Here is a 24,746-nt window from a genome sequence, read left to right as displayed (position 1 = left end):
AGCCGTACCCGGGAGACACCCCATGGCGAAGAAGCGTCCCCAGACGAAGGGCGCGCGCCCGCAGCGCGCGGCCGGATCCCAGGTCGACGACGGGAACGTCCCGGTCGTCGGCGCCCGCGAGCCCTGCCCGTGCGGCAGCGGCCGTCGCTACAAGGCCTGCCACGGCCGGGCCGCCGCGCACGCGGTGACCGAACTGGTGCAGCGTCCGTTCGAGGGGCTGCCCGGTGAGTGCGACTGGGTGGCGCTGCGCGAGCTGGTGCCCGCCGCCACCGCCGAACTGACCCTCAAGGGCGGCCTGCCGGAGGGCGTTCCCTCGGTGACGCTGGCCACCGTGCTGCCGATGGCCTGGCCCGCGCTGCGCCGCGACGACGGCTCCGTGCTGGTCGGCCTGCAGAACGACACCTCCTCCGGCGACCTCAGCCGCGACCTGGCCGACGTGCTGAGCCAGGCCCTGGAGACCGCGCCGGGCAACCCGGTCACCGGCCGCCGCGCCCCCGCCGACGCCCCGCGCCTGCAGGACCTGCTGGACCTGGACGCCCCGTTCGAGCCGGTCGTCCACTCCGGCTTCGAGTTCTGGGTCCCGGACGCGTCCACCGCCACCGCCGAGGTCAAGGCCTCCCTGGAGCGGGCCAACGAGGCGGCCGTCCCCACCGTCAAGCTGGAGGGCGTGGACGCCGCGTACTGGTGCGAGACGCCGGAGAAGAACCACCTGCGCTGGGTCATGCCGCACGAGGAGGAGCGCCTGCTGGACGCCCTCGCCCGGCTGCACGCGGCACGCCGCACGGACCTCGGCGAGGGCACCCGCCTGGTCGGGTCGTTCCGCGCCCACGGCCTCGTCGTCCCGGTGTGGGACCTGCCGACCGGGGTCACCGCGGCGGACGTCGAGAAGCCGGCCGCCGAGTTCGCCGAGCGACTCGCCGAGGCCCTCGCCGACACGTCCCCGCTGACCGCGGACGAGCGCCGGGCCCGCGGCGGACTGACGAATCGTCAGGTCACGCTGAGCTGAGCCCTCCCGGGCCGGCGTGGCACAGCTCCGCAGTGGACTTTCGGCCGCGGCCGAAAGGCTCACGACCGAGTTTGCCAACGACGGATCTCTTGTTAACGTGCAAGTAGCCCGGTTGCTGGTGCATCCCCCGTCGCCAGCAACCGGGTCTTCGCGTGTACGGGCCCAGGACCCGTCGCGCGGCTCCGGCCGCCCCGGACACACCGTCAGGTGTGCGCGCGGGGGCCGGCCGACCACCGCGCACACACCGTCGGGCCTGCGCGAGGGGGCCGACAGCTCCGCGCACGCACCGTCAGGCGTCGGGCGCGGCGACGCCCGGGCGGGTGAGCGCGGTGACCGCGGCGACGACCACCCGCTCCACCTCGGGCAGCCACGGCGCGGTGTCTCCGGACTCCGGCTCCCGCACCCAGCGCACCCGGCCCTGACCGGTGACCGAGGGCGGCAGCGCCAGGTAGCCGCCCTGTCCGTGGAAGCGCAGCGAGCCCGGCACCATGTCCTGGGCGTGGAGGAGCTCACCCAGCCGCTCCAGCGAGTACGGCCGCACCAGCAGCGCCCACCGGGTCGGCGAGGCGACGACCGGGCCGAGCCGCACGCCCTCGCGCTCCAGCTCCGCCACCGCCCGCGCGGCCGCCACCGCCGGAAGGCTCACCGCGCACGGCGCCGCGCCCTCCCCGGTGGCCAGCAGCACCGGCGCGCTCGGCCGGTTGCCCCACCACCAGCGGACCATCCGCGCGTCGGCGGTGGCGGCCAGCAGTTCGGGGTCGAAGGGGTGCGCGCCGGGGAACCGGCATTCGGGATCAGGACAGGCGCAGCCGCCCCGGCCCCCGGGGCCGGGCGCCGCACCGGGAAGAACCGGCCAGCCCCACCGGGCGAAGCCGAGGGCCGCGTCGGCCGTCCCACCGCCTCCGGCCGGCCGGCCGGCCACGATCCCGCCCCTGTCGTCCGGTCGCCGGCCCGAGCGGGCCGACCCGCTCCGGTGGAGCAGACCGGTCAGGAGCGACAGAAGCCTGCGTCGCTTTCCGAGGATCTCGCGCATGGGCGCTCGTTCCTTTCCGTTGCACGCTGGCAACACCGAGGACCACATCACACCATGTGTCGATCACTGCACTGCGTACGTACTGCGGCGGCGCCCGCACCCGCCCCGAGGGCAGGGAGCACCACCTGGGCGCCTGCTGTTCCGCGGCCGATGGAGCGCCCATGAACAGCATGGGCATGGCGCGGGGTGGCGAAGTTCGGTTTCGCCGTTCCTCATCACATCGGTACGTCGGTACCTCGGTACGTCGGTCCATCGGAACGTACGTCGGTACGTCGGTCGCGCACGTACGGGTGTTGCTCCGCGGCGGCGGGCACCACGGCTACGCCACTTCCGGACACCGGTTCCAGCCGTCGATCATCGGACGGACAGCGGCGGTCACCGGGTTCCGCGCGGCCCGCTCCGCGCCTACGGCTCTCCCACCAGTAGGTACCCCGCCAATCCGAGGTGACGCGCCGCGGGGCGCATCCCTATACGAGCGCACCCCCGGACGGCCACGGCGTTTTCCGGACAGACTTCCGGGGCCGCCCTGCTCACCACTGCCGTCACTCCCGCACCAAGGACACCGGCGCACCGGGCGGGACAATACTGGACATCTCGTGATGAGTCCGTTAGTTGTGGGGGGATCGTCGGCTGCGCGGAACCACATGGGGGTTTGCGATGCTTCTGCACGCTACGCACCGGCCCGGAAGCCGAACGCCATGAGCGCCCCTCATCTGCCGAAAGTGGCCGGAATCGATTCACCCGAGTCCACGACCTCCCCTACGTCCTCCCCGGTTCCGGCCGTGGCCGGCGCTCCGGGCACCGCCCCGGCCCCACGCCCCTCCTCCGCCCCCACCGGGCCCCTCGACCCCCTCGACCCCGCGGCCGGGGCACCGCCGTACGCCGCGCCCGCGCACGTCCTGGAGGGCGAACTGGCCGGCCGGCTCGCCGACCTCACCTCGCTGCACGCGTCCACCGGACGGCTGCTGCGCACCGGCACGGTCGCCGAGGCGCTGCGCGAGATCCTGCGCACCGGTGCGGGACTGCTGGGCGCCCGGCGCGGCCTGGCCGTGCCGGACCCCACGGGCTGCACCGGCCCGCACCGGCCGATCGCGCTGGGGCTGAGCCACGACGAACTCGGTGAGCTGGACACCGTGCCGCCCGCCGACCGCCCGCAGGCCGCGCTGGCCGACGACCCCGCCGTCACCGAGGCCGTCCGCCCCGACCTCCCCGCCGAGCCCGGACTCACCCCGCGCCACCGCGAGGTGGCGGCCCGGCTGGGGTACGCCGCCGCCTACGCCCACGCCCTGGACCCGCACGACGGCGACCGGCTGGGGACCGTGGTCTGGCTGTACGACGCTCCCGCCGCCCCCGACCGGGCCGCGCGGGCCCTGGTGACCCACTACCTCCGGCTCGCCTCCGACCATCTGGCCCGGCTGGTCGAGGTGGAGCGGGCCCGTGCCCGGCTGGCCTCCCTCACCGACGGCCTGCGCCCGTCGCGCCTGCCCCGGACGCCGGGCGTGCGCCTCGCCGTCGCCCACCGCACCGGCCCGCTCGGCGGCGGCGACTGGTACGACGCGCTGCCGCTGCCCGAGGGGGCGCTGGGGCTGGCGGTCGGGCAGGTCACCGGCTCCGGGCCGCAGGCCGTGGCGGCGACCGGCCGGCTGCGGGCCGCGCTGCGCGCCTACGCCGTGATGGAGGGCGAGGACCCGGTCGCCGTCCTCTCCGACCTGGAGCTGATGCTGCGCCTCACCGAGCCCGGTCTGCCCGCCGTCGCCCTGTTCGCCCACTGCCGGCCCGCCGCGCGGCGGGTCACCCTGGCCGGGGCCGGGCACAACCCGCCGCTGGTCATCGGTGACCGGCGCGCCGACTTCGTCGAGACCGGGCTCTCCGCGCCGCTGGGCATGCTCGGCTGCTGGGAGGCGCCCGGCGCGGAGGTCCGCCTCGACCCCGGCGAGACGCTGCTGCTCTGGACGGACGGGCTGCTGCGCCGCACCGGCGTCCCCACCGACCGCGCCTTCGCCCGGCTCCACCGCGCCGCCGCGGCCGTCCCCCGCCGGCTGCGCGACGATCCCGAGGCGCTCGTCGGGCACGTGCTGGAGACCGTGCTGCCGGACGGCGCGGATCGGGCGGACCAGGGGGACAGCCCCGACGACGTGGTGCTGCTGGCCGCCCGCTTCGACTGAGCGGCGCGGCCCACGGGGCGGGTGCCGCCGGGCACGGGTCTGCCGGAGGCGCTGCCGCCGGAGGCGCTTGCCCGGGGGCGCTGCCGCCGGGGGCGCTTGCCCGGCGGCGCTTCCGCCCCGAAGGCGCTGCCGCCGAAGCCGCTTCCGCCGGCCGCGGGTCCGCCCGGCCTGGCCCGCTCGTGGGCCGCTGCCCGCCCTCGCGCCGGGTGGTACCCCTTCCGCCCCTGGGCGGCGTTTTCCTCGATACGTACGATGGTGAATACATCTGTACCTGAGGAGGACGTCGTGGCGGAAGAGCTGCCGGAGACCCCGGACACCGAAGCCGAAGAGCCGATCAAGCAGCGCAAGAACGGCCTGTATCCGGGTGTGTCCGACGAGCTCGCCGAGAACATGCGGACCGGCTGGGCCGACACGGAGCTGCGCGACCTGGAGCCGATCGCCCAGGCCGGGGAGACCGCCCGCCGCCGGGCCGCGCTCTCGGCCCGCTTCCCGGGCGAGCGCCTGGTCGTCCCCGCCGGCAACCTCAAGACGCGCTCCAACGACACCGAGTACGCCTTCCGCGCCTCCGTGGAGTACGCCTACCTCACCGGCAACCAGACCGAGGACGGCGTCCTGGTCATGGAGCCGACCACGGACGGCCACCGCGCCACCCTCTACCTGCTGCCGCGCTCGGACCGCGAGAACGGTGAGTTCTGGCTCTCCGGCCAGGGCGAGCTGTGGGTCGGCCGCCGCCACTCCCTCTCCGAGGCCGAGCTGCTGTACGGCATCCCCTGCTCCGACGTGCGGGAACTGGCCGGCGAGCTGCGCGAGGCCACCGGCCCGGTCCGCCAGGTCCGCGGCTACGACGCGGGCGTCGAGGCCGCCCTGACCGACAAGGTCACCGCCGAGCGCGACGAGGAGCTGCGGGTCTTCCTCTCCGAGATGCGCCTGGTCAAGGACGACTTCGAGGTCGGCGAGCTGCAGAAGGCCGTCGACTCCACGGTCCGCGGCTTCGAGGACGTGGTGAAGGTCCTCGACCAGGCCAAGGCCACCTCCGAGCGCTACGTCGAGGGCACCTTCTTCCTGCGCGCCCGAGTCGAGGGCAACGACGTCGGCTACGGCACCATCGCCGCCTCCGGCCCGCACGCCTGCACCCTGCACTGGGTCCGCAACGACGGCCCGGTCCGCTCCGGAGACCTGCTGCTGCTCGACGCCGGTGTGGAGACGCACACCTACTACACGGCCGACGTCACCCGGACCCTGCCGGTGGACGGCCGCTTCAGCGACATCCAGCGCAAGATCTACGACGCGGTGTACGAGGCCCAGGAGGCCGGCATCGCCGCGGTGAGGCCGGGCGCGAAGTACCGCGACTTCCACGACGCCGCGCAGCGGGTGCTGGCGGAGAAGCTGGTCGAGTGGGGCCTGGTCGAGGGCCCGGTGGAGCGCGTCCTGGAACTCGGCCTCCAGCGCCGCTGGACCCTCCACGGCACCGGCCACATGCTCGGCATGGACGTCCACGACTGCGCGGCCGCCCGCACCGAGACCTACGTCGCGGGCACGCTGGAGCCGGGCATGTGCCTCACCGTCGAGCCGGGCCTCTACTTCCAGGCCGACGACCTCACGGTGCCGGAGGAGTACCGGGGCATCGGCGTGCGGATCGAGGACGACATCCTCGTCACCGAGGACGGCAACCGGAACCTGTCCGCCGCCCTGCCGCGCCGTTCCGAGGACGTCGAGGCGTGGATGGCCGAGCTGAACGGCTGACGTCGTCCTCGGCTGCGGGGCACGCCGCTCCGCAGCCGCGTGCGAAGGCCCCGGACCGCGACGGTCCGGGGCCTTCGCCGTGCGGAAGGGGCCGGCCGTGCGGGGGCCGGCTGCGCGGCGGGCGGCCGGGCGGTGAGCGGCCATGCGGCGGGCGGCCGTGGGGCCGTGGGGCCGGCGGTCGTGCGGCGGGCAGGGTCAGACGGCCGCGGTCAGCGGGGCGTTGTCGCGCAGCTTGAGGAGCTTGTCGAAGCTGACGACCGCACCGCCCGCGCCCGGAAGGTTGTCCACGCGCACGTGGTCGGCGAGCTTCTGGATCAGCATCAGGCCCCGGCCGCTCTCCGCCTCCACGCCCGGCTCCGAGGCGAAGGGGCACAGCGGCGCGCTCGAGAAGCCCGGACCGGAGTCCGCGACCTCGATCCGGCAGCGCTCGCCGTCGAGGTAGGCGGTCACCTGGTACGCGGCCCCCGGGCCGGCGCCCTTCCCGCCGTGCTCCACCGCGTTCGCACAGGCCTCGCTCAGCGCCACGCACAGGTCGTAACACACGTCCGGGTCGACCCCCGCGGTCTCCATCGCCCCCAGCAGCAGCCGCCGGGCGAAGGGCACGCTGGCAGCCTCACGCCGCAATTGGAGTGACCACAAGATGCTCATGCTCCTGCCTCCAGGCCGCGGCTCGGCTCGACATACCGTTACGTATTGCCCTGCCTCCGGGTGCGTAAGCGCCTGTTCGCCGTGAGAACGCCCATACGGCGGCGGCCCATATGGCGTCACTCGGCGCAATACGGACCTGGTCTGTGATGCGGAAGCGGCGAGTGGGATGATGGGCCCGCCATGACTGCCCTCCACCAGCGCGCGGCGCACACCGGGGACGACCTCCGGTACCCGAGGGCCGCGGCCTTCGCCGCGGTCTGCGTCGTGCTGGCCGGGGGAGGACACGTCCTGGCGTCCTCGGCGTCGCACCCGGCGGTTCCGCCGTGGTGGACGTGGGTCGCGGGCTTCCTGCTCGTGCTGGCGGCGGCCCTGCCGTTCGCCGGGGAGGGCCGGAGCCGGTCGCTGCCGGGCATCGCCGGGCTGCTGATCGTCTGCCAGCTCGCCCTGCACACCCTCTTCGCCCTGGGCCCGCAGGCCATGGCCGCCGCGGGCGGGACCCCCGGCGCGGCCGGGCCGGGAGGATCCGACGCCGCCGTGGTGGAGCGGGCCTCCGAGATCGTCTGCGGAGCCCCCCTGCTGAGCGCCGAGCAGGCCCGGCAGATCCTGATCGACGCCGGCCTGCAGAGCGACCTCCAGGAGTTCGCGCGGCTGAGCGACACCGGCGGCGCCGGTCACGTCCACCAGCACGTCGTCACCGGCGGCCTGGCCTCCGTGCTGCCGTCGCTGTCCATGCTGCTCGGCCACGCCCTCGCGGGCATCGCGGCGGGCTGGCTGCTGCGCCGGGGCGACCTGGCGCTGCTGCGGCTGGTGCGGCTCGCCGGACAGGACCTGGCCGCGGAACCCGCCGTGCTGCGCCCGCTGCGCGGCGCGCTGGCCCTGGTGCGGGCACTGTCCGCGGGGCTGCCCGGTGCCCCCGGCCGCCTGCCGGTGCCGCCCGGCGCCGCCTTCGGCGACGTCCCGGCGCCGCCGACCGCCCCGCTCCAGCACACGGTGATCAGGCGCGGTCCGCCCGCCCCGGACCGCACCCTCGCTCTCGCCGCCTGACGCGACGCCCCTCCGTTCCCGTTCCGCACCGGCCCGCCCGATCCGCGCCCCGACGCGCGCTCGGCAGCGGCCCGCGCACGCGACCACGGAACCGGACCCGGACGCCGCCGTCACGCGGCCCGGCGCGCCCTGCGCGCCGTCCACCGAGTCCACCGTTCACCGTGTTCACCGTGATCGCCGTGATCACCGGAAATCGTGATCACCGGAAATGGAGTGTCCCCATGAAGGCATCCCGCATCGCCGCCGCCGTCGCCGCGGCCGGCGCCTCCGTCCTCCTCCTCTCGACCCCCTCCTTCGCGCACGTCAGCGTGCAGCCGGAGGGCGCCGCCGCCAAGGGCGGCTACGCCACCGTGGCCTTCAAGGTCCCCAACGAGCGCGACAACGCCTCGACCACCAAGCTGGAGATCAACTTCCCGGCCGACCACCCGCTGGCCTCCGTGATGCCGCAGCCCGTCCAGGGCTGGGACGTCGAGGTGACGCGCGGCAAGCTGGACAAGCCGCTCGAGCTCCACGGCCGCCAGGTCGACGAGGCGGTCACCAAGGTCGTCTGGACCGCCGAGGACGAGAAGAAGGGCGGCATCCAGCCGGGCTTCTTCCAGAAGTTCCCGGTCTCGGTCGGCCCGCTGCCCGAGGACGCCGACGAGCTCGTCTTCAAGGCGCTCCAGACGTACTCCAACGGCGAGGTCGTACGCTGGATCGAGCTCCAGGAGGGCGAGGAGGAGCCGGAGGCTCCCGCCCCGGTCCTGGCGCTGTCCGCCCCCGCCGAGGACGGCCACGGCCACGGTGCCGAGACCGAGGCCAAGGCCGAGGCCGGCAAGGACGACGACGAGGGCCACGACGACAGCCACGCGACGACCGCCTCCGGAACGACGGACACCGCCGCCCGCGTGCTCGGGGTGATCGGCATCGTCGTCGGCGCCGCCGGTGTGGCCTTCGGTGTCCTCGCCCGCCGCCGTACCGCCTGACCGACCCCTCATCTCATCCAGCCCTACGGCCGTCGCCGGGGCGCGTCCTCACGCGCCCCGGCGGCGTCCGGGTCCACCCGGGACACGAAAACTGATGCGCAACAAGATCTGGACCGCGGCCGCCCTGCTCGCCGCCACCCTCACGCTCTCCGCCTGCACCTCCGGCGAGCCCGCCGAGAAGCCGGCCTCCGCGGTGACCGAGGTGACGCCCGACGACAAGGCGGCCACCGTCCTGGACACGCCGTTCGAGAAGCCCGACCTGGTGCTCACCGGCACCGACGGCAAGGAGTTCGACCTGCGCGAGCAGACGCAGGGCAGGCCGACGCTGATCTACTTCGGCTACACCAACTGCCCCGACGTCTGCCCGCTGACGATGAACAACATCGCCGTGGCCAAGAAGCAGCTCCCCCAGGAGCAGCAGGACGAGCTGCGGGTCGTCTTCGTCACCACCGACCCCGAGCGGGACACCGCCGAGGAGCTCGGCTCCTGGCTCAAGGGCATCGACACCGACATCGTCGGCCTGACCGGCGACTTCGCCACCATCCAGGCCGGGGCCCGCACGCTCGGGATCACCATCGAGGAGCCCGTGAAGGAGAAGGACGGCACCGTCGTCTCCACCCACGGCACCCAGGTCGTCGCCTTCTCGCCGAAGACGGACGAGGGGTACGTGCTCTACGGCGAGGAGACCACGGTCGACGACTACACCGCCGACCTGCCCAAGCTGATCAAGGGCGAGAACCCGTGAACCGCCCGGCCTGCAGGAGCCGCCTCCGCACGCCGGCGGCCCTCGCCGCCCTGGCCGCGCTCGCCGTGCCGCTCGCCGCCTGCGGCGGACCGGAGGAGCCCGAGCTGTCGGTGGAGGGCGCCTACATGCCGCAGCCGGTCTCCGGCTCGCTGGCGGCCGGCTTCCTCACCGTCGTCAACGACGGTGGAGCCCCCGCCGAGCTCACCGGCGCCTCCAGCGACCTGGCCGGCAAGGTCACGGTCCACGAGACGGTGGACGGGGCGATGCGTCCCGCCACCGCGGTGGCCGTGCCCGCCGAAGGGCGGCTGACGCTGAAGTCGGGCGGCACGCACCTCATGTTCGAGAACCTCACCCGTCGGCCCACGAAGGGCGAGACGGTCACCGTCGAGCTCCGCTTCAAGGGCGCCGATCCGGTCACCGTCGACATGCCGGTCGAATCGGCCACCTACACACCGTCGCACCACCGGCACTAGGGAGGGACCACCGTGACGCCGACCATCGCGCCCCACGCGGCGAGCACCGCGCGCACGCGCACCGCACGTGTCCTGGCACTGCTGTTGCTGACCGTGGCCGGGCTGCTGTTCGCCGGGGCCGGGCCGGCGTCCGCGCACGCCGCGCTCACCGGCAGCGACCCGCAGCAGGGGTCGGTGGTCAACATCGCCCCCGAGCGGGTCACGCTGACCTTCTCCGAGAAGGTCGCCGTCTCCGCCGACTCCGTCCGGGTCCTCGACCCCAAGGGCAACCGCGTCGACACCGGCGAGATGCCCGGCGTCGACGGGACCGCGCTGCGGGCCGAGCTGCACAAGGGGCTGCCGTTCGGCACCTTCACGGTGGCCTACCAGGTGGTGTCCGAGGACAGCCACCCCGTGGCCGGGGCCTTCACCTTCTCGGTGGGCGCGCCCTCCGAGACCTCCGTGGCCCTCCCCCAGGAGTCCGCCGGCGGCGGGGCCGTCGGCACGCTCTACGACATCGCGCGGTACGTCTCCTACGCCGGGTTCACGGTTCTGGTGGGCGGCGCCGCGTTCGTGCTGCTCTGCTGGCGGCGCGGCGCGGAGATCCGCGCGCTGCAGCGGCTGGTGGTCGGCGGCTGGCTGGCCCTGACCACGGGGACGCTGGCGCTGCTCCTCCTGCGGGGCGCGTACATCGGCTCCGGGAAGCTGGGCGACGTCCTCGACATGGGCCGGCTCGCGGAGGTGCTGCAGAGCCGCACCGGGGCCGCGCTGGTCTGCCGTCTGCTGCTGCTCGCGGTGGCCGCGCTGTTCGTGGCGGTGCTGTTCGGCACGTACCAGCGGCGCGAGGACGGTGCGGAGAAGCGGGACCTGTCCTTCGGACTCGCGCTCGGCGGCGTGGTGGTCGCCACGGGGCTGGCGGCGACCTGGGCGCTGTCGGAGCACGCCTCGGCGGGCCTCCAACCGGGCATCGCCATGCCGGTGGACGTCGTGCACCTGCTGGCCGTCGCGCTGTGGCTGGGCGGACTCGCCGCCCTGCTGACGGCGCTGTACCGGGGCCCCGCCGCGGGGATCGCGGTCGACCGCGGTGCGGTGCGGCGGTTCTCCCGGGTGGCGTTCCTCTCCGTGGTGGCGCTCGCCGTGACCGGCCTGTACCAGTCCTGGCGGCAGGTCGGTTCCTGGGACGCGCTCACCGGTACCTCGTACGGCCGCCTGCTGATCGTCAAGGCGGGGCTGGTCGCGCTGCTGGTGGGCATCGCGTGGATCTCCCGCCGGTGGACCCAGCGGCTGGACGAGCCGGGGAGCGACGACGCGGCGTCCGGGGCCGGCTCCGGCTCCGGCTCCGGCTCCGGCTCCGGCTCCGGCTCCGGCTCCGGCGATGGTGGGACCGCCGACGGTGCCGGTGCGGCGTCGGCCGGTGCCGGTGCTTCGCCCGCGGCAGGGGCCACGGGTCCCGCTACCGCGGGCTCCGGCGCCTCCGCAGGGGCGGGAGCCGCGGCCGACGGTTCCGGCGCCGCCACGGACGGCGCCGCCGACACCACGCCCTCCGTGGAGACCGCCGCCGAACTGGGGGCGGCGAGCACCATGGGCTCCGTCGGCGCCGCCGGTGCGGGCGCCGCCGTGGGGTCCGCCGGTGCGGCCGCCGCGGTGGCCCACCTGTCCGGCGAGGTCCCCGCCCAGAAGACCGGCGACGCCGACACCTCCGCCGATGCCGGCGACCCCCGCCGCGCGGCCCAGCTGGCACGGCAGCGGGCCGCGGTGGAGGCCGCCCGTCGCCGCAAGGAACGCGACGCCGACGCCCCGCGCTCCGGACTGCGCCGCTCCGTGCTCACCGAGGCCGCCGTCGCCGTCCTGGTCCTGGCCGTCACCACCGCACTGACCGGCACCGAGCCCGCCCGCACCGAGCAGCAGGCCAAGGCGGCGTCCGCCGCAGTGCCCGCGCCCGTCGGCATGCCGGTCAACGTGAAGCTCCCCTTCGACACCGGCGGCGAGGACGGCAAGGGCGTGGTGCGCCTGGAGTTCGTCCCCGGCCGGGTCGGCGAGAACACCCTCCACGTCTACGCCGAGCACTCCTACGGCGCCCCGTACGACCTCCCCGAGCTCAAGGTGGCGCTCACCCTGGAGGCCAAGGACATCGGCCCCCTGCCGGTGACCCCCAAGCACCTGTCCGAGGGGCACTGGTCCACCACCGGTGTCCAGATCCCGATGGCCGGCGACTGGAAGGTCTCCGTCACCGTACGGACCTCGGACATCGACCAGGTGACCGTCCACAAGAACGTGAAGATCGGCTGACGTTCAGATGCACGACCGCACTCCCGACCTCCTGCCCGGTCAGCGGGTCCGTCCCGGCGACACCGGCCCCGAAGCCGATGCCGCCGCGACGCCCTCGGGGACCGTCTCGCGCCGCCGCCTGCTCGGCACCGCCGGAGCCACCGGCCTGGTGCTGGGCGCCGGCGGCGTGGCGGCCGGCTACACCGCCGGCCGCGCGACGGCGCCGGAGAGCACCCCCGTCACCCCGCTGACCGCCCTGGGGACGAACCGGGCGAAGTTTCACGTGAAACATCAGCCGGGAATCCTCCAGCCCGCCCAGGCGCACGGCCATCTGGCCGCCTTCGACCTCGCGCCGGGCGCAGGACGCCGGGAAGCCGTGGCCCTGCTGCGCCGCTGGTCGACGGCGGCCGAGCGGCTGATGGCCGGGGAGCCCGCCCCGCACGAGGACACCGCGGTGTCCCGTGACGCGGGCCCCTCCGGCCTGACCGTCACCTTCGGCTTCGGTCACGGATTCTTCTCCCGGACGGGCCTGGAGAAGCAGCGCCCGATCGCGCTGGACCCGCTGCCCGAGTTCTCCTCCGACCGGCTGGAGAAGGACCGCAGCGACGGCGATCTCTGGGTGCAGATCGGCGCCGACGACGGCCCGGTGGCGTTCCACGCCCTGCGCGCCCTGCAGAAGGAGGCCGGTGCGGCGGCCCGCCTGCGCTGGCACATGAGCGGCTTCAACCGTTCACCGGGCGCCGCCGCCCGCCCCGTGACCGCCCGCAACCTGATGGGACAGGTGGACGGCACCAACAACCCGAAGCCCTCCGACCCCGACTTCGACCAGCGGGTCTTCGTTCCCGCCGACGGCGAACCCGCGTGGATGGCCCACGGCTCCTACGCCGTGGTGCGGCGCATCCGCATGCTGCTGGACGACTGGGAGGGCCTGACGCTCGGCGACCAGGAGGCGGTGATCGGCCGCCGGAAGTCCGACGGGGCCCCGCTCAGCGGCGGCTCCGAGACCACCGAGATGGACCTGGAGAAGCTGAACGCCTCGGGGAAGCCGGTGGTGCCGATGAACGCCCACGCCCGGATCACCCGCCCCGACCAGAACGGCGGCGCCGCCATGCTGCGCCGCTCGTTCTCGTACCACGACGGGTTCACCGACGACGGCGCTCCGGACGCCGGGCTGCTCTTCGTGAGCTGGCAGGCCGATCCGCTGCGCGGCTTCGTTCCGGTGCAGCGGAAGCTGGACCGCGGGGACGCCCTGTCGGCGTTCATCCGTCACGAGGCGAGCGGCCTGTTCGCCGTGCCGGGCGGCGCGGCACGGGGCGAGTACGTGGGCCAGGCCCTCCTGGAGGGGTGACGGCGCGGTCGACGGCGCGGGGCGCGGCCGGACCGCACGGGTCCCGGTCCTCGTGCCCCACGCCGGTGGGCCGGTGGCCGCGTGGTCGGTGACCGGTGGCCCGGTGACCCCGCGGCCGGTGACCGGTGGCCCGATGACCCCGTGACCCGGTAGCCCCGTGGCCCGGTGGCCCGGTGGCCCGGTGGCCAGCGGACGGTGGCCCCGTGGCTGGCGGCCGGTGGCGGTCCGCGATCCGGACCCGGCCGGGCGGAGGCCGCGCGGGGACTACTGTGGGCGGCATGCCAGCGAGTTACGCCTACCTCGGCCCCGAAGGCACGTTCACCGAAGTCGCCCTGCGCACCCTGCCCGAGACGGCCACCCGGGAGCTCCTCCCGATGGTCTCCGTGCCGGCGGCGCTGGACGCCGTACGCGCCGGGGAGGTGGAGGCGGCGTTCGTCCCGATCGAGAACTCCGTCGAGGGCGGGGTCACCACCACCCTGGACGAGCTGGTCGCGGGCGAGCCCCTGATGATCTACCGCGAGGTGCTGCTCTCCATCACCTTCGCGCTCCTGGTCAGGCCGGGCACCCGGCTGGAGGACGTCAAGACGGTGACCGCCCATCCGGTGGCGCAGCCGCAGGTCAGGAACTGGATGAAGGCGCACCTCCCGGACGCCCTCTGGGAGTCCGCCGCCTCCAACGCCGACGGCGCGCGGCTGGTGCAGGAGGGGCGGTACGACGCGGCCTTCGCCGGGGAGTTCGCCGCCGCCCGGTACGGCCTGGTGCCGCTGGTGACGGGCATCCACGACGCGGAGAACGCGCAGACCCGCTTCGTGCTGGTCGGCCGCCCCGCCAGGCCCGCCGCGCCCACCGGGGCGGACAAGACATCCGTGGTCATCTGGCAGCGTGACGACCACCCGGGCGGTCTGCGGGACCTGCTGGGGGAGTTCGCGGTCCGCGGCGTCAACCTCATGCTGCTCCAGTCCCGACCCACCGGTGAGGGAATCGGCAACTACTGCTTCGCCATCGACGCGGAGGGTCATATTTCCGACCGCCGTGTGGCGGAAACGCTGATGGGGCTCAAGCGGTCCTGCCTGAAGGTGCGCTATCTGGGCTCCTATCCGCGGGCGGACATCGCCCTCGGCGCGCAGCGGCAGCCGCTGCCCGGCACCTCGGACGCGGAGTTCGTCAGGGCGGCGGAGTGGGTGGCCCGCTGTCAGGACGGCCGTTTCCCCGACTAGCGAGAGTTATCCACAGCCCTTGTCCACAGGCGGGTCGCCCTCGGACGGCCCGCACTGGGGACAAGCCATCGTCAATGCGGGTTGCCGTCGACAAATCGCCCTTCCCGGATCTTCCTCCGGAGTTACGGGCAACCCTCCCTCATTCACTCTTTTCCCTGGAAACTCTCATTGACGTGTCCTCTTTTCACTCGAAAGTGGATGCATTACTGCGCCGACCCACCTTTTCACCAGCCCCCCAGCCCCTCGGAGCGCCCATTCGAAGGGATCGGCTCCCTTGTCCACAGATCTGCCGCCACGCCTGTGGATAACCGATGACCAATGCTGTGCGTTTCTGTGGACAACCCGACGTTCCGGCTCCACTCGCGGGCCGTCGAATACTGGGTCGTGACCGCTTGGCGCACACCGGTAGCCTGGTTCCGTGATTGACCTTCGCCTGCTCCGTGAGGACCCTGACCGAGTGCGCGCCTCCCAGCGCGCCCGTGGAGAGGATGTCGCCCTCGTCGACTCCCTCCTCTCCGCCGACGAGCGGCGCAGGTCGTCCGGCGTCCGCTACGACGAACTGCGCAACGAGCAGAAGTCGCTCGGCAAGCTGATCGGCAAGGCCTCCGGCGAGGAGAAGGCCGAACTGCTGAAGAAGGCCGGCACGCTCGCCGCCGAGGTGAAGGCCGCCGACGCCGAGCGCGACGAGGCCGCCGCCGAGACGCAGCGCCTGCTGCTCCGGCTCGGCAACCTGGTGCACCCCGAGGTCCCGGTCGGCGGCGAGGAGGACTTCGTCACCCGCGAGACCCACGGCACCATCCGCGACTTCGCCGCCGAGGGCTTCGAGCCCCGCGACCACCTGGAGCTCGGCCAGCTCCTCGGCGCCATCGACGTCGAGCGCGGCGCCAAGGTCTCCGGCTCGCGCTTCTACTTCCTGACCGGCGTCGGCGCCCTGCTGGAGCTGGCCCTGGTCAACGCGGCGATGGCCCAGGCCACCGCGGCCGGCTTCACGCCGATGCTGACCCCGGCGCTGGTGCGTCCGCAGTCGATGGCGGGCACGGGCTTCCTCGGACAGGCCGCCCAGGACGTCTACCACCTCCAGGACGACGACCTGTACCTGGTCGGCACCTCCGAGGTGGCGCTCGCCGCGTACCACATGGACGAGATCCTGGACGCCGACCGGCTGCCGCTGCGCTACGCCGGCTTCTCCCCCTGCTTCCGCCGCGAGGCCGGCTCGCACGGCAAGGACACCCGCGGCATCTTCCGGGTCCACCAGTTCGACAAGGTGGAGATGTTCTCGTACGTCGCGCCGGAGGACTCCCAGGCCGAGCACCAGCGGCTCCTCGAGTGGGAGCGGCAGTGGCTGACCTCGCTCGAGCTGCCGTTCCGGGTGATCGACGTGGCCACCGGCGACCTCGGCTCCTCCGCGGCCCGCAAGTACGACTGCGAGGCGTGGATCCCGACCCAGGGCAAGTACCGCGAGCTGACCTCGACCTCGGACTGCACCGAGTTCCAGTCCCGCCGCCTGCAGATCCGCATGCGTGACGAGAAGGGCACCCGCCCGCTCGCCACGCTGAACGGCACGCTCTGCGCGGTGCCGCGCACCATCGTCGCCATCCTGGAGAACCACCAGCAGGCGGACGGGTCGGTGCGGGTGCCGGAGGTCCTGCGCCCCTACCTCGGCGGCCGCGAGGTCCTCGAGCCGGTGGCCAAGTGACGGGGTCGTTCCCGTACCGCCTGGTCGCCACCGACCTCGACGGGACGCTGCTGCGCTCCGACGACACCATCTCCGCGCGCACCCGTGACGCGCTCGCCGCGGCCACCGCGGCGGGCGCGGCCCACATCGTGGTGACCGGACGCGGGGTGCCGTGGACGCGTGACGTGCTGGACGACCTGGGGTACCAGGGCATAGCCGTGTGCAGCCAGGGCGGGCAGGTCTACGACGCCAAGGAGCACCGGCTGCTCACCTCGGTGACCCTCGACCGGCGGATCGCCGAGCTGGCGTTGGCCAAGATCGAGGCGGAGACCGGGCCGCTGTTCGTCGCCGCCGCCCGGGACGGCCTCGACGGCGACGTCCTGGTCTCCCCCGGCTACCGGTCGGTGGGGCACCTGCCGGCCGAGCCGCTCCACGACCCGGCCGACCTGTGGGCGGCGCCGCTGAGCAAGCTCTACATCCAGCACCCGACCATGACCGACGACGAGCTCACCGAGGCGGCCGCGCGGATCGCCGGCGGCTTCGTCACGGTGGTGATGGCCGGCGCGGGCATCGTCGAGCTCCTCCCGCTGGGCCTGAGCAAGGCCACCGGCCTCTCGCTGGCCGCCCGGCGGCTGGGGGTGAAGGCCGACGAGACCATCGCGTTCGGGGACATGCCGAACGACATACCGATGTTCCGGTGGGCGTCCTGGGGCGTGGCGATGGCCGACGCCCACGACGAGGTGAAGGCGATCGCGGACGAGGTGACCACGTCCAACGACGCGGACGGCATCGCCCTCGTCCTCGAACGCCTCCTCGGCTGACACCGCCCGGCCCTCCGGCCGACCCGACACCCCCGCGGAGACCGACCGTCCCGGCGGGGGCCGGCGTTTTCCCGGCGGGCCCTGCCCTCTCCGGCGGGGCCCGGCCGTTTCCGGCGGCGCCCGGCCGTTTCCGGCGCGCCCGGCTTCACGGCGGGCTCAGCTTCGCGGCGGGGCTCAGCTTCACGACGGCGCCCGGTTTCACGACGGCGCCCGGTGTTCCGGAGCGGTCCGGTCTGCCGGTTTCTCCCGGTGGTGGACGACCCGTTCGGAGAGCGGCGCCCGGCGGAGTACCGGTGCTCCGGCGGCGAAGGCCGCGCCCCCCGGGGACAGCCACCGGGACGGGACGGGTCGGGCGCCGGCCGGGTACCGCCGTGCCGATGGCGCAGGCGGCGTCTCCGGGAGGGCGGCAGGGCGTCCATGGCGGGGCCGTCGATCCGTGCGGTCGAGGAGTCCCCGGAGGCGGGGGGTGGTCCCGGCGGCGGAGGGGTGGTCCCGGGTGGGGCGGCCCGCGCGGGGCTGTGCAACCCGCGCGCTCGAAGCGGCCGCCCCCGGGCGGCTCCCGGCAACACGTGCGCGGTGGGGTAACGAATCCCACCGGCGCCGGCGCGGGCCTGCCCCGTCGGGGGCCGGGGCCTTTCCTCCCCGTCCCCGCTCCCGGACCACGTCACGCCGGACATGTCCGGCGTGCCATCGCTCACTGTGCCCGCACAGGCAGCGGCACCGCCACCGAATTAGGGGGTGGAGGTGCCGCTGCGACGGACGGGGCGGACGGGACGGACGCCTCGCACTTCCCCCGCTCCTCGCACCCCTACTTGCGCCGCCACTTGCGGCGGCGCGCCTTGCTGAAGAACCACCCGGCCGGCGGCCGGTCCGACCGCCACGGCTCCGGCTCCGGCGGCTCCCGCCGCCACCGCGCCGCCAGCATCCTGGCCCGCCCGGACGGCTCCTGGACCGAGGCCCCGCGGACGAAGTCCTCGTCGAGGACGAGCTCGTCCCAGTCCTCATGCCCGGCCGTCCCTTCCGGCTCCGTCGCCATCTCCCCGTACCTCCCGGTGTCCCCTCACGCCCCAGTGTGCCGGGGCGGAGGGGATACCGGAATCGAGTTCGAAGGATCGGCAGCGGATTCGAGGGCCGGAGCACACGGATCCGGGGCGGTCGGCCCCGTCACCGGGCGACGGGGCGGGCGGCCCCGTCACCGGGCGGGCGGCCCCCGTCACTCCTCCGTGGCAGGCGTCAGGGTCCGCAGACGGCGAGCCCCGTACCAGGCGGCCAGCACCGTGACCGCGACGAGCAGCACCGCCCCGGTGGCCGTGCCGACCTCCGCGGTGATGAGCTTGCCCTCGGCGAGGTCGCCGCCGACCGCCAGCGCCCACTGCTGGACGCTGAGCGACCGCGCACCCGGCACGTAGGAGCCGAGCAGCGCCTCCCAGACCAGCGCGTACACCAGGCCGACGACCACCGCGTGCCGGGTGATGGTCCCCAGCATCAGGAAGAAGGAGGCGTAGGCGACCGAGGCGACGAGCGCCGCGACGGTGTAGGCGAGGGCGATGCCGTCCTCGGTGCCGGTGAGGACCAGGGCCGCGACCAGGGTCGGGACCGCCGAGAAGACCATCGTCACGGCGATCGCGACCACCAGCTTGGTGACCAGGACGGTCCGCCGCTTCACCGGCTTGGCCAGCAGGTACATGACGGAGCCGTCGTCGATCTCCGGGCCGATGGCCCCGGTGCCGGCGATGACGCCGATGATCGGCACCATCGCCGCCAGCGCGAACCCGCCGAGCACGTCGACGGCGGTGTCCGGGCCGGAGCCGGCCAGCAGCCGCACCACGACCGAGATCACCACCAGCAGCAGCGGCAGGATGCCCAGGACGAGAGCGCGGCGCCGCCCGAGCAGGGCCCGGTAGGTGAGGCGGGCCACCGTGGGATGGAACGTTGTGGACATCGTGAGGCCTCCTACGCCGCTACGCCGCGACAAGGTACGAGAAGACGGACTCGAGCGACTCGTCCGACGGCGAGACCGTGTACAGCCGGATGCCGTGCTCGCGGGCCACCCTGGGCAGCAGCTCGGTGAAGCGGCCGAAGTCGGCGGCCTGGATCAGCAGCGCGTCCTCGGCGGCGTCCACCTCGATGCCCGAGGTCGACGGATCGCCGATCAGGGCCGCCGCCAGCGCCCGGTCGTCGCTGGAGCGCACCAGGTAGCGGTGGGGGCGGTCGGTCATCAGCCGGCGGATGGAACGGAAGTCGCCGCTGGCCGCGTGGCGTCCGGCGACCACCACCTCGATGTGCGAGGCCACCTGCTCGACCTCCTCCAGGATGTGGGAGGAGAACAGGACGGTGCGGCCCTCCTCGCCCATCCGGCGCAGCAGCTCCATGAGCTGCATCCGCTGGCGCGGGTCCATGCCGTTGAAGGGCTCGTCCAGCAGCAGCACGGAGGGTCCGTGGACCAGGGCGGAGGCCATCTTCACGCGCTGCCGCATGCCCTTGGAGTAGGTGCCGATCCTGCGGTCCTGCGCGTACTCCATCTCCACGACGGCCAGGGCGCGCTGGGCCTCGGCGGCTCCCAGGCCGTGCAGCTCGGCGTTGGCGAGGACGAACTCACGGCCGGTCAGGAAGTCGTACATCGCCTCGCGTTCGGGGACGATGCCGATCTCCCGGTAGATCTCCTCGTTGCGCCAGACCGTCTTCCCGTCGAGGGTGACGGTCCCGGCGGACGGCGGGAGGAAGCCCGCCATCATGTTGATCAGGGTCGACTTGCCGGCCCCGTTGGGGCCGAGCAGGCCGGTGACGCCGGGGCCGACGTCCATGGTGATGTCGTTGACGGCGACCACGTTGCCGAACCAGCGGGAGACGTGGTCGAGCTTGAGGGTGGTCACAGCCCGGCCTTTCGGTAGCGGCGGATCAGGAGGCCGTAGCAGCCGGCCACGAGCGCGGCGACGACCAGCAGGTAGACGGCGCCCTGGGCGGTGGACGTGGTGATGCCGTCCGGGAAGAAGCTGTCGGCGCCGAGGAAGGCGTCCTGGAGCCCGTAGATCAGGCTGCTCGGGGAGAGCAGGCCGAGCCACGGCACCGCGTCCCGCGCGCCGTTCTCCGTGGCGACCAGCTGGAGCGTGGACACCGCCGCGTAGGACAGCATCAGCACGGCGATCACCGCGGCGACGCCGAAGCCGCGGCGCGGGGTGAGGGCGGCGACCACCAGGCCGATGCCCGCGTAGAGCACAGCGAGCACGGCCACGCCGGCCAGGCCCTGGGCGAAGGCGGTGGTCTGGTCGACGAAGTCCAGCTTGGCCAGGAGCGCGCCGATGTAGAGGATCACCAGGGGCAGGGCGGTGAGCGAGAAGACCGCCACGGCCATCGCCGTGTACTTGGCGCGGACGTAGTCGCCGGTCTCGATCGGACGGGAGAAGTACAGCGGCATGGTCCGGAAGCGCAGGTCCAGGGAGACCGCCTGCGGCGCCTGGGAGGCCAGGAACAGGGCGATCACCATGTCGAGGGTCGCGCCGTACTCGACGTAGGCGACGGGTAGTTCCTCGGCCCCGCTGATCATGGTGACCGCCACCATGATCAGCGCGGGCAGGGCCATCACCGTGGCGATGAGCACCGGCATGGCCTTGGAGCGGGCGGACCGGCCGAGGCCGAAGGCGCCGCGCAACGACTGCACGAAGAGCGAGCGGCGGGCGTAGGCGCGGCCCAGGCGGGGGCCGTCGTAGCCGCGGTAGCCGATGTCGTGGATCCGGCTCTCGGGGGCGGCGCCGTTCCCGGACCGCGCGGGCCCACCGGGCCCGCCGGGCCCTCCGGCGGGCGAGAGGCTATCGGTCGTCATGGCGGAAGACCTCCGAGATGTGGTGCCGGCGCTGTTCCATGCGCACCAGGCCGAGGCCGAGGCCGGCGACGGTGTCGCGGATCAGGTCGTACGTGTCGTCGCCGTCGGCGGTGAGCAGCAGGATGCGGCCCGCTCCGGGGAGTCCGGCGCCGCCGTCCTCGGTGCGCACGCCGTGCGTCTCGAGGGCCTTGCGGAGCGCCTCGATGCCGTTCGGGTGCTCGTCGGAGTCGGTGACCTCCACGGCCAGGGTGGCGGTGGAGCGGGTGAAGTCGGTGGTGGAACTGGCGCGCAGCAGGGCGCCGCCGTCGATGACGACCACGTGGTCGCAGGTGCGCTCCAGCTCGCCCAGGAGGTGGGAGGTGACCAGCACCGAGATGCCGAAGTCCGTGTGGATGCGGCGGATCAGGCCCAGCATGTCGTCCCGGCCGGCCGGGTCCAGTCCGTTGGTGGGCTCGTCCAGCAGGACCAGGTCCGGGTCGTGCACCAGCGCCTGGGCCAGCTTCACCCGCTGCTTCATGCCGGTGGAGTAGCCGCCGATGGGGCGGTAGCGCTCCTCGTACAGGCCGACGTGGCGCAGGGTGTCGGCGGTGCGCTCACGCGCCGCGGCCGGCGGCAGGCCGGACATCCGCGCCATGTGGACGACGAACTCGGTGGCCGAGACGTCCGGCGGCAGGCAGTCGTGCTCGGGCATGTAGCCGACCCGGGCCCGGATGGCGGGCCCCTCGGTCGCCACGTCCAGGCCGAGCACCGCGGCGCGACCCTCGGAGGCCGGAGCCAGCCCCAGCAGAATCTTGATCAACGTCGATTTGCCGGCGCCGTTCGCACCGACCAGGCCGGTCACGCCGGACCCGATGTCCAGGGTGAGCCGGTCGAGGGCGGTCACCCGCGGGAACCGCTTGCTCAGGCTTTCGGTCAGGATCACTGTCACGTTCATGACCGTAGGGGCGGGCCCGGCGCGTGGTCGTCCTCCCGTGGGGCCTTCCCCGGTCAGCCTGCAGATGTAGGGGACGGGTAAGGGTCAGCCCGGAAGGGGAGCGGCGTCTAAGACCTCGACGGCCGTGGCGTCCGGATGTCGCTCAGGCATGTCCGCATCGCGGCGCAGTTGTCCACAGGATGGTCGCGAAATCTGTGGAGAACCGTAATTCGCTGTGGATCAAACCTTCGATACCTGAGACTTGGGCCACATGAAGGCTCAACAGAACGGCGCCGGCACCGACGACCGACGCATGGTCACGGTGTCCAAGTACCTGTCCCGGCACCTGCGCCACCAGCCGGACCGGATCGGCATCACCCTCGACCCCGCCGGCTGGGTGGAGATCGACACCTTGCTCTCCGCCGCCGCGACCCACGGCTTCCCGATCAGCCGGGCGGAACTCGACCATGCGGTGGCCTGCAACGACAAGCGCCGGTTCGCCGTGGAGGGCGACCGGATCCGCGCCAGCCAGGGCCACACCGTCGAGGTGGACCTCGGCCTGGAGCCGGCCGTGCCCCCGCCGTTCCTCTACCACGGGACGGTGGCTGCCCGTCTGGACGCGATCCGGACGGAGGGACTGCGCCCCATGGCCCGCCACGATGTACACCTCTCGGCGGACCGCGAAACGGCCACCCGGGTCGGAGCGCGACGGGGACGACCGCTGGTCCTGACGGTCGACGCGGGGGCGATGCACCGGGACGGCCATGTCTTCCACCTCAGTGCCAACGGGGTCTGGCTGACCCGCTCGGTGCCGCCCGGGTACCTGCGGTTCCGGCAGGGCTGAGGGGGAGGTGGGATGTTTCACGTGAAACGTCCCGGCCGTAGGCTCGCCCCATGAGCTTGCGTCTGAGCACCGTGATCCTGCCGTACCGCCGCTGGCACGAGGGTGGGCGAGCCGCCTGGGAACGGGCCGAGGAACTCGGCTTCCACACGGCGTACACCTACGACCACCTGTCCTGGCGCTCCTTCCGCGACGGCCCGTGGTTCGGTGCGGTGCCCACCCTGACCGCCGCGGCCTCGGTCACCTCCCGGATGCGCCTGGGCACCCTGGTCACCTCACCCAACTTCCGCCACCCGGTGCCCTTCGCCAAGGAGCTCATCTCCCTGGACGACATCTCCGGCGGCCGCATCACCCTGGGCGTCGGCGCGGGAGGCACCGGCTTCGACGCCACCGCGCTGGGCCAGGAGCCGTGGACGCCGCGCGAGCGGGCCGACCACTTCGCCGAGTTCGTGCTGCTGCTGGACCGCCTCCTCACCCAGGACACGGTCTCCTTCACCGGTGACCACTACGCCGCCCACGAGGCGCGCACCATCCCCGGCTGCGTACAGCGACCCCGGCTGCCCTTCGCCGTGGCCGCCACCGGCCCGCGCGGCATGAAGCTGGTCGCCCGCCACGGCCAGGCCTGGGTCACCACGGGCGACCCGACGATCTTCGAGACCGGCACTCCTGAGGAGTCCGTGGCGGCCATCCGCCGCCAGATCGAGCGGCTGACGGACGCCTGCACCGGGATCGGCCGGGACGTGAAGGAGCTCGACAAGATCCTGCTCACCGGCTTCACCCCGGACCGCAACACCCCGCTCACCTCCGTCGACGCCTTCGTCGACTTCGCCGGCCGGCACGCCGAGCTCGGCTTCACCGAGCTGGTCGTCCACACGCCGATCCCGGACTCGGACTTCGACGTCGACGAGCGGGTCTTCGAGCGCATCGCCACCGAAGCACCGGCGCAATTGAGCTGACGCCTGCCGCGAGGGGGCGCCACGGCTCCCCCTTCAAACCGGCATACCGGGCGGAACCCGCGATTCAAGGATCGATTCTCACTCAGATGTGCGGGCACCCGCACGCACGTGCTGGCATATGCGGGAGAATGGGCGGGTGACCTCAGCTCTCGAAGCGCCCGCGATCCGGGCCCACGCTGCAGTTCCGCCCCGGCTGATCGCCACCGATCTCGACGGCACGCTGCTGCGGGACGACAAGTCGGTCTCGCCGCGGACCGTCGCCGCGCTGGCCGCGGCCGAGAAGGCCGGGATCGAGGTCTTCTTCGTCACCGGCCGTCCGGCCCGCTGGATGGAGGTCGTCAGCGACCACCTGCACGGCCACGGGCTGGCCATCTGCGGCAACGGCGCCGCCGTGGTCGACCTCCGCGAGGGACCGGGGCGCCACCGCTTCGCCACCGTCCGCGAGGTGGGCCACGCCAACGCCCGGGAGACCGTCCGGTTGCTGCGGGAGGCCGCCCCCGGCACCCTCTTCGCCGTCGAGCAGACCTATGCCTTCCACCAGGAGCACGCCTACCCGAAGCTCTTCGTGGAGACGCCCGACTCCTACGGGGACGCCGACGAGCTGCTGGCCCCGGGGGGCATCACGGCCTCCCTGCCGGTGCTGAAGCTGCTCGCCTTCCACCCCGAGCTGGCCCCCGACGCCTTCCTGGCCCTGGCCCGCGCCGCGGTCGGCGACCGGGTCGCCGTCACCCGCTCCAGCCCCAGTGCCCTGCTGGAGATCAGCGGGCCCGGCGTCTCCAAGGCCAGCACCCTCGCCCTGTGCTGCGAGGAACGGGGCATCTCCCCCGCGGAGGTGGTCGCCTTCGGCGACATGCCCAACGACGTGGAGATGCTGACCTGGTCCGGCCAGGCCTACGCCATGGGCAACGCCCACCCCGACGCCCTGCGCGCCGCCGGCCGGCAGACCGCGGGCAACAACGAGGACGGCGTGGCGATCGTCATCGAGAAGATCCTGGCCGGGCTGCCGTAGGCGAGACCGGCCGAGCCCGCGCGACGACACCCCGACCGGGCCTCTCCGGCGACACCCCGACCGGGCCTCTCGGCCAC

At 73.7% G+C, this 24,746-nt stretch carries 22 protein-coding genes; 15 read left to right on the top strand and 7 right to left on the bottom strand.

The features are described from left to right. The first annotated feature begins 22 nt into the window (after positions 1-22). Positions 23-1,006, top strand: coding sequence for a DUF5926 family protein (locus ABZ836_RS21975; RefSeq protein ID WP_361144586.1), 984 nt, complete (start codon positions 23-25; stop codon positions 1,004-1,006). A 289-nt stretch (positions 1,007-1,295) separates the two neighbouring features. Here the strand turns inward: ABZ836_RS21975 and ABZ836_RS21970 are convergent, their stop codons facing one another. Then, complete coding sequence (locus tag ABZ836_RS21970) at positions 1,296-2,039, bottom strand: bifunctional DNA primase/polymerase (RefSeq protein WP_356132491.1); 744 nt, start codon at positions 2,037-2,039, stop codon at positions 1,296-1,298. A 698-nt stretch (positions 2,040-2,737) separates the two neighbouring features. Here ABZ836_RS21970 and ABZ836_RS21965 point away from each other — a divergent pair. Next, positions 2,738-4,204 (top strand): PP2C family protein-serine/threonine phosphatase, encoded by a 1,467-nt coding sequence (locus tag ABZ836_RS21965; RefSeq protein WP_361144583.1) that lies wholly within the window; start codon positions 2,738-2,740, stop codon positions 4,202-4,204. Positions 4,205-4,489: 285 nt separating this feature from the next. After that, the gene (locus ABZ836_RS21960; protein WP_361144580.1) at positions 4,490-5,947 is read left to right on the top strand and encodes an aminopeptidase P family protein; all 1,458 of its coding nucleotides are present in this window, start codon (positions 4,490-4,492) and stop codon (positions 5,945-5,947) included. 195 nt (positions 5,948-6,142) lie between these two features. Here the strand turns inward: ABZ836_RS21960 and ABZ836_RS21955 are convergent, their stop codons facing one another. Further along, positions 6,143-6,595, bottom strand: coding sequence for an ATP-binding protein (locus tag ABZ836_RS21955; protein WP_356132497.1), 453 nt, complete (start codon positions 6,593-6,595; stop codon positions 6,143-6,145). Positions 6,596-6,775: 180 nt separating this feature from the next. On the opposite strand from ABZ836_RS21955, the gene ABZ836_RS21950 reads away from it, so the two are divergent. From ABZ836_RS21950 to ABZ836_RS21910, 9 genes are all read left to right on the top strand, one after another. Further along, positions 6,776-7,639, top strand: a complete 864-nt coding sequence (locus tag ABZ836_RS21950; protein WP_356132499.1) for a hypothetical protein — start codon at positions 6,776-6,778, stop codon at positions 7,637-7,639. A 221-nt stretch (positions 7,640-7,860) separates the two neighbouring features. Then, complete coding sequence (locus ABZ836_RS21945) at positions 7,861-8,604, top strand: YcnI family protein (protein ID WP_356132501.1); 744 nt, start codon at positions 7,861-7,863, stop codon at positions 8,602-8,604. Positions 8,605-8,698: 94 nt separating this feature from the next. After that, a complete protein-coding gene (locus ABZ836_RS21940) occupies positions 8,699-9,349 on the top strand; it encodes an SCO family protein (RefSeq protein WP_356132503.1) in 651 nt (216 codons plus the stop codon). After that, positions 9,346-9,822 (top strand): copper chaperone PCu(A)C, encoded by a 477-nt coding sequence (locus ABZ836_RS21935; RefSeq protein WP_356132505.1) that lies wholly within the window; start codon positions 9,346-9,348, stop codon positions 9,820-9,822. Before ABZ836_RS21940 ends, ABZ836_RS21935 begins: the two co-directional genes overlap by 4 nt. A gap of 12 nt (positions 9,823-9,834) precedes the next feature. Further along, positions 9,835-12,090, top strand: a complete 2,256-nt coding sequence (locus ABZ836_RS21930) for a copper resistance protein CopC (protein WP_361144574.1) — start codon at positions 9,835-9,837, stop codon at positions 12,088-12,090. Between the two features lie 7 nt (positions 12,091-12,097). After that, positions 12,098-13,417, top strand: a complete 1,320-nt coding sequence (gene efeB / locus ABZ836_RS21925) for an iron uptake transporter deferrochelatase/peroxidase subunit (RefSeq protein ID WP_361144571.1) — start codon at positions 12,098-12,100, stop codon at positions 13,415-13,417. A 278-nt stretch (positions 13,418-13,695) separates the two neighbouring features. Beyond that, a complete protein-coding gene (gene pheA, locus ABZ836_RS21920) occupies positions 13,696-14,634 on the top strand; it encodes a prephenate dehydratase (protein WP_356132511.1) in 939 nt (312 codons plus the stop codon). 418 nt (positions 14,635-15,052) lie between these two features. Continuing rightward, positions 15,053-16,330, top strand: coding sequence for a serine--tRNA ligase (serS, locus tag ABZ836_RS21915; protein WP_361144567.1), 1,278 nt, complete (start codon positions 15,053-15,055; stop codon positions 16,328-16,330). Beyond that, positions 16,327-17,130, top strand: a complete 804-nt coding sequence (locus ABZ836_RS21910) for an HAD family hydrolase (RefSeq protein WP_356132515.1) — start codon at positions 16,327-16,329, stop codon at positions 17,128-17,130. The genes serS and ABZ836_RS21910 overlap by 4 nt, the downstream gene beginning before the upstream one ends. 808 nt (positions 17,131-17,938) lie before the next feature. Here ABZ836_RS21910 and ABZ836_RS21905 read toward each other — a convergent pair. From ABZ836_RS21905 to ABZ836_RS21885, 5 genes are all read right to left on the bottom strand, one after another. Next, complete coding sequence (locus ABZ836_RS21905; protein WP_361144564.1) at positions 17,939-18,166, bottom strand: hypothetical protein; 228 nt, start codon at positions 18,164-18,166, stop codon at positions 17,939-17,941. A gap of 177 nt (positions 18,167-18,343) precedes the next feature. Next, positions 18,344-19,072, bottom strand: a complete 729-nt coding sequence (locus ABZ836_RS21900) for an ABC transporter permease subunit (protein ID WP_356132519.1) — start codon at positions 19,070-19,072, stop codon at positions 18,344-18,346. A gap of 19 nt (positions 19,073-19,091) precedes the next feature. Next, a complete protein-coding gene (locus ABZ836_RS21895) occupies positions 19,092-20,003 on the bottom strand; it encodes an ABC transporter ATP-binding protein (RefSeq protein ID WP_356132521.1) in 912 nt (303 codons plus the stop codon). Beyond that, positions 20,000-20,950, bottom strand: coding sequence for an ABC transporter permease (locus ABZ836_RS21890; RefSeq protein ID WP_356132523.1), 951 nt, complete (start codon positions 20,948-20,950; stop codon positions 20,000-20,002). Before ABZ836_RS21890 ends, ABZ836_RS21895 begins: the two co-directional genes overlap by 4 nt. Then, positions 20,937-21,884 carry an ABC transporter ATP-binding protein gene (locus tag ABZ836_RS21885; protein WP_356132525.1) on the bottom strand — a complete coding sequence of 316 codons (948 nt, stop codon included), beginning with the start codon at positions 21,882-21,884 and terminating at the stop codon, positions 20,937-20,939. The genes ABZ836_RS21890 and ABZ836_RS21885 overlap by 14 nt, the downstream gene beginning before the upstream one ends. A 250-nt stretch (positions 21,885-22,134) precedes the next feature. Between ABZ836_RS21885 and ABZ836_RS21880 the strand changes: the two genes are divergently transcribed. The 3 genes from ABZ836_RS21880 (at position 22,135) to ABZ836_RS21870 (ending at position 24,669) form a co-directional block, all read left to right on the top strand. Then, positions 22,135-22,707: an RNA 2'-phosphotransferase gene (locus tag ABZ836_RS21880; protein WP_361144560.1), complete on the top strand. Its 573-nt coding sequence runs from the start codon at positions 22,135-22,137 to the stop codon at positions 22,705-22,707. A 50-nt stretch (positions 22,708-22,757) separates the two neighbouring features. Beyond that, a complete protein-coding gene (locus ABZ836_RS21875) occupies positions 22,758-23,660 on the top strand; it encodes an LLM class flavin-dependent oxidoreductase (protein WP_361144557.1) in 903 nt (300 codons plus the stop codon). A gap of 118 nt (positions 23,661-23,778) precedes the next feature. Next, a complete protein-coding gene (locus tag ABZ836_RS21870) occupies positions 23,779-24,669 on the top strand; it encodes an HAD-IIB family hydrolase (RefSeq protein ID WP_356132531.1) in 891 nt (296 codons plus the stop codon). Positions 24,670-24,746 lie beyond the last annotated feature (77 nt).

The organism is Streptomyces sp. NPDC047130 (assembly GCF_040643475.1).
GTDB lineage: Bacteria > Actinomycetota > Actinomycetes > Streptomycetales > Streptomycetaceae > Streptomyces.
This window is presented reverse-complemented; position numbering and strand designations above follow the sequence as displayed.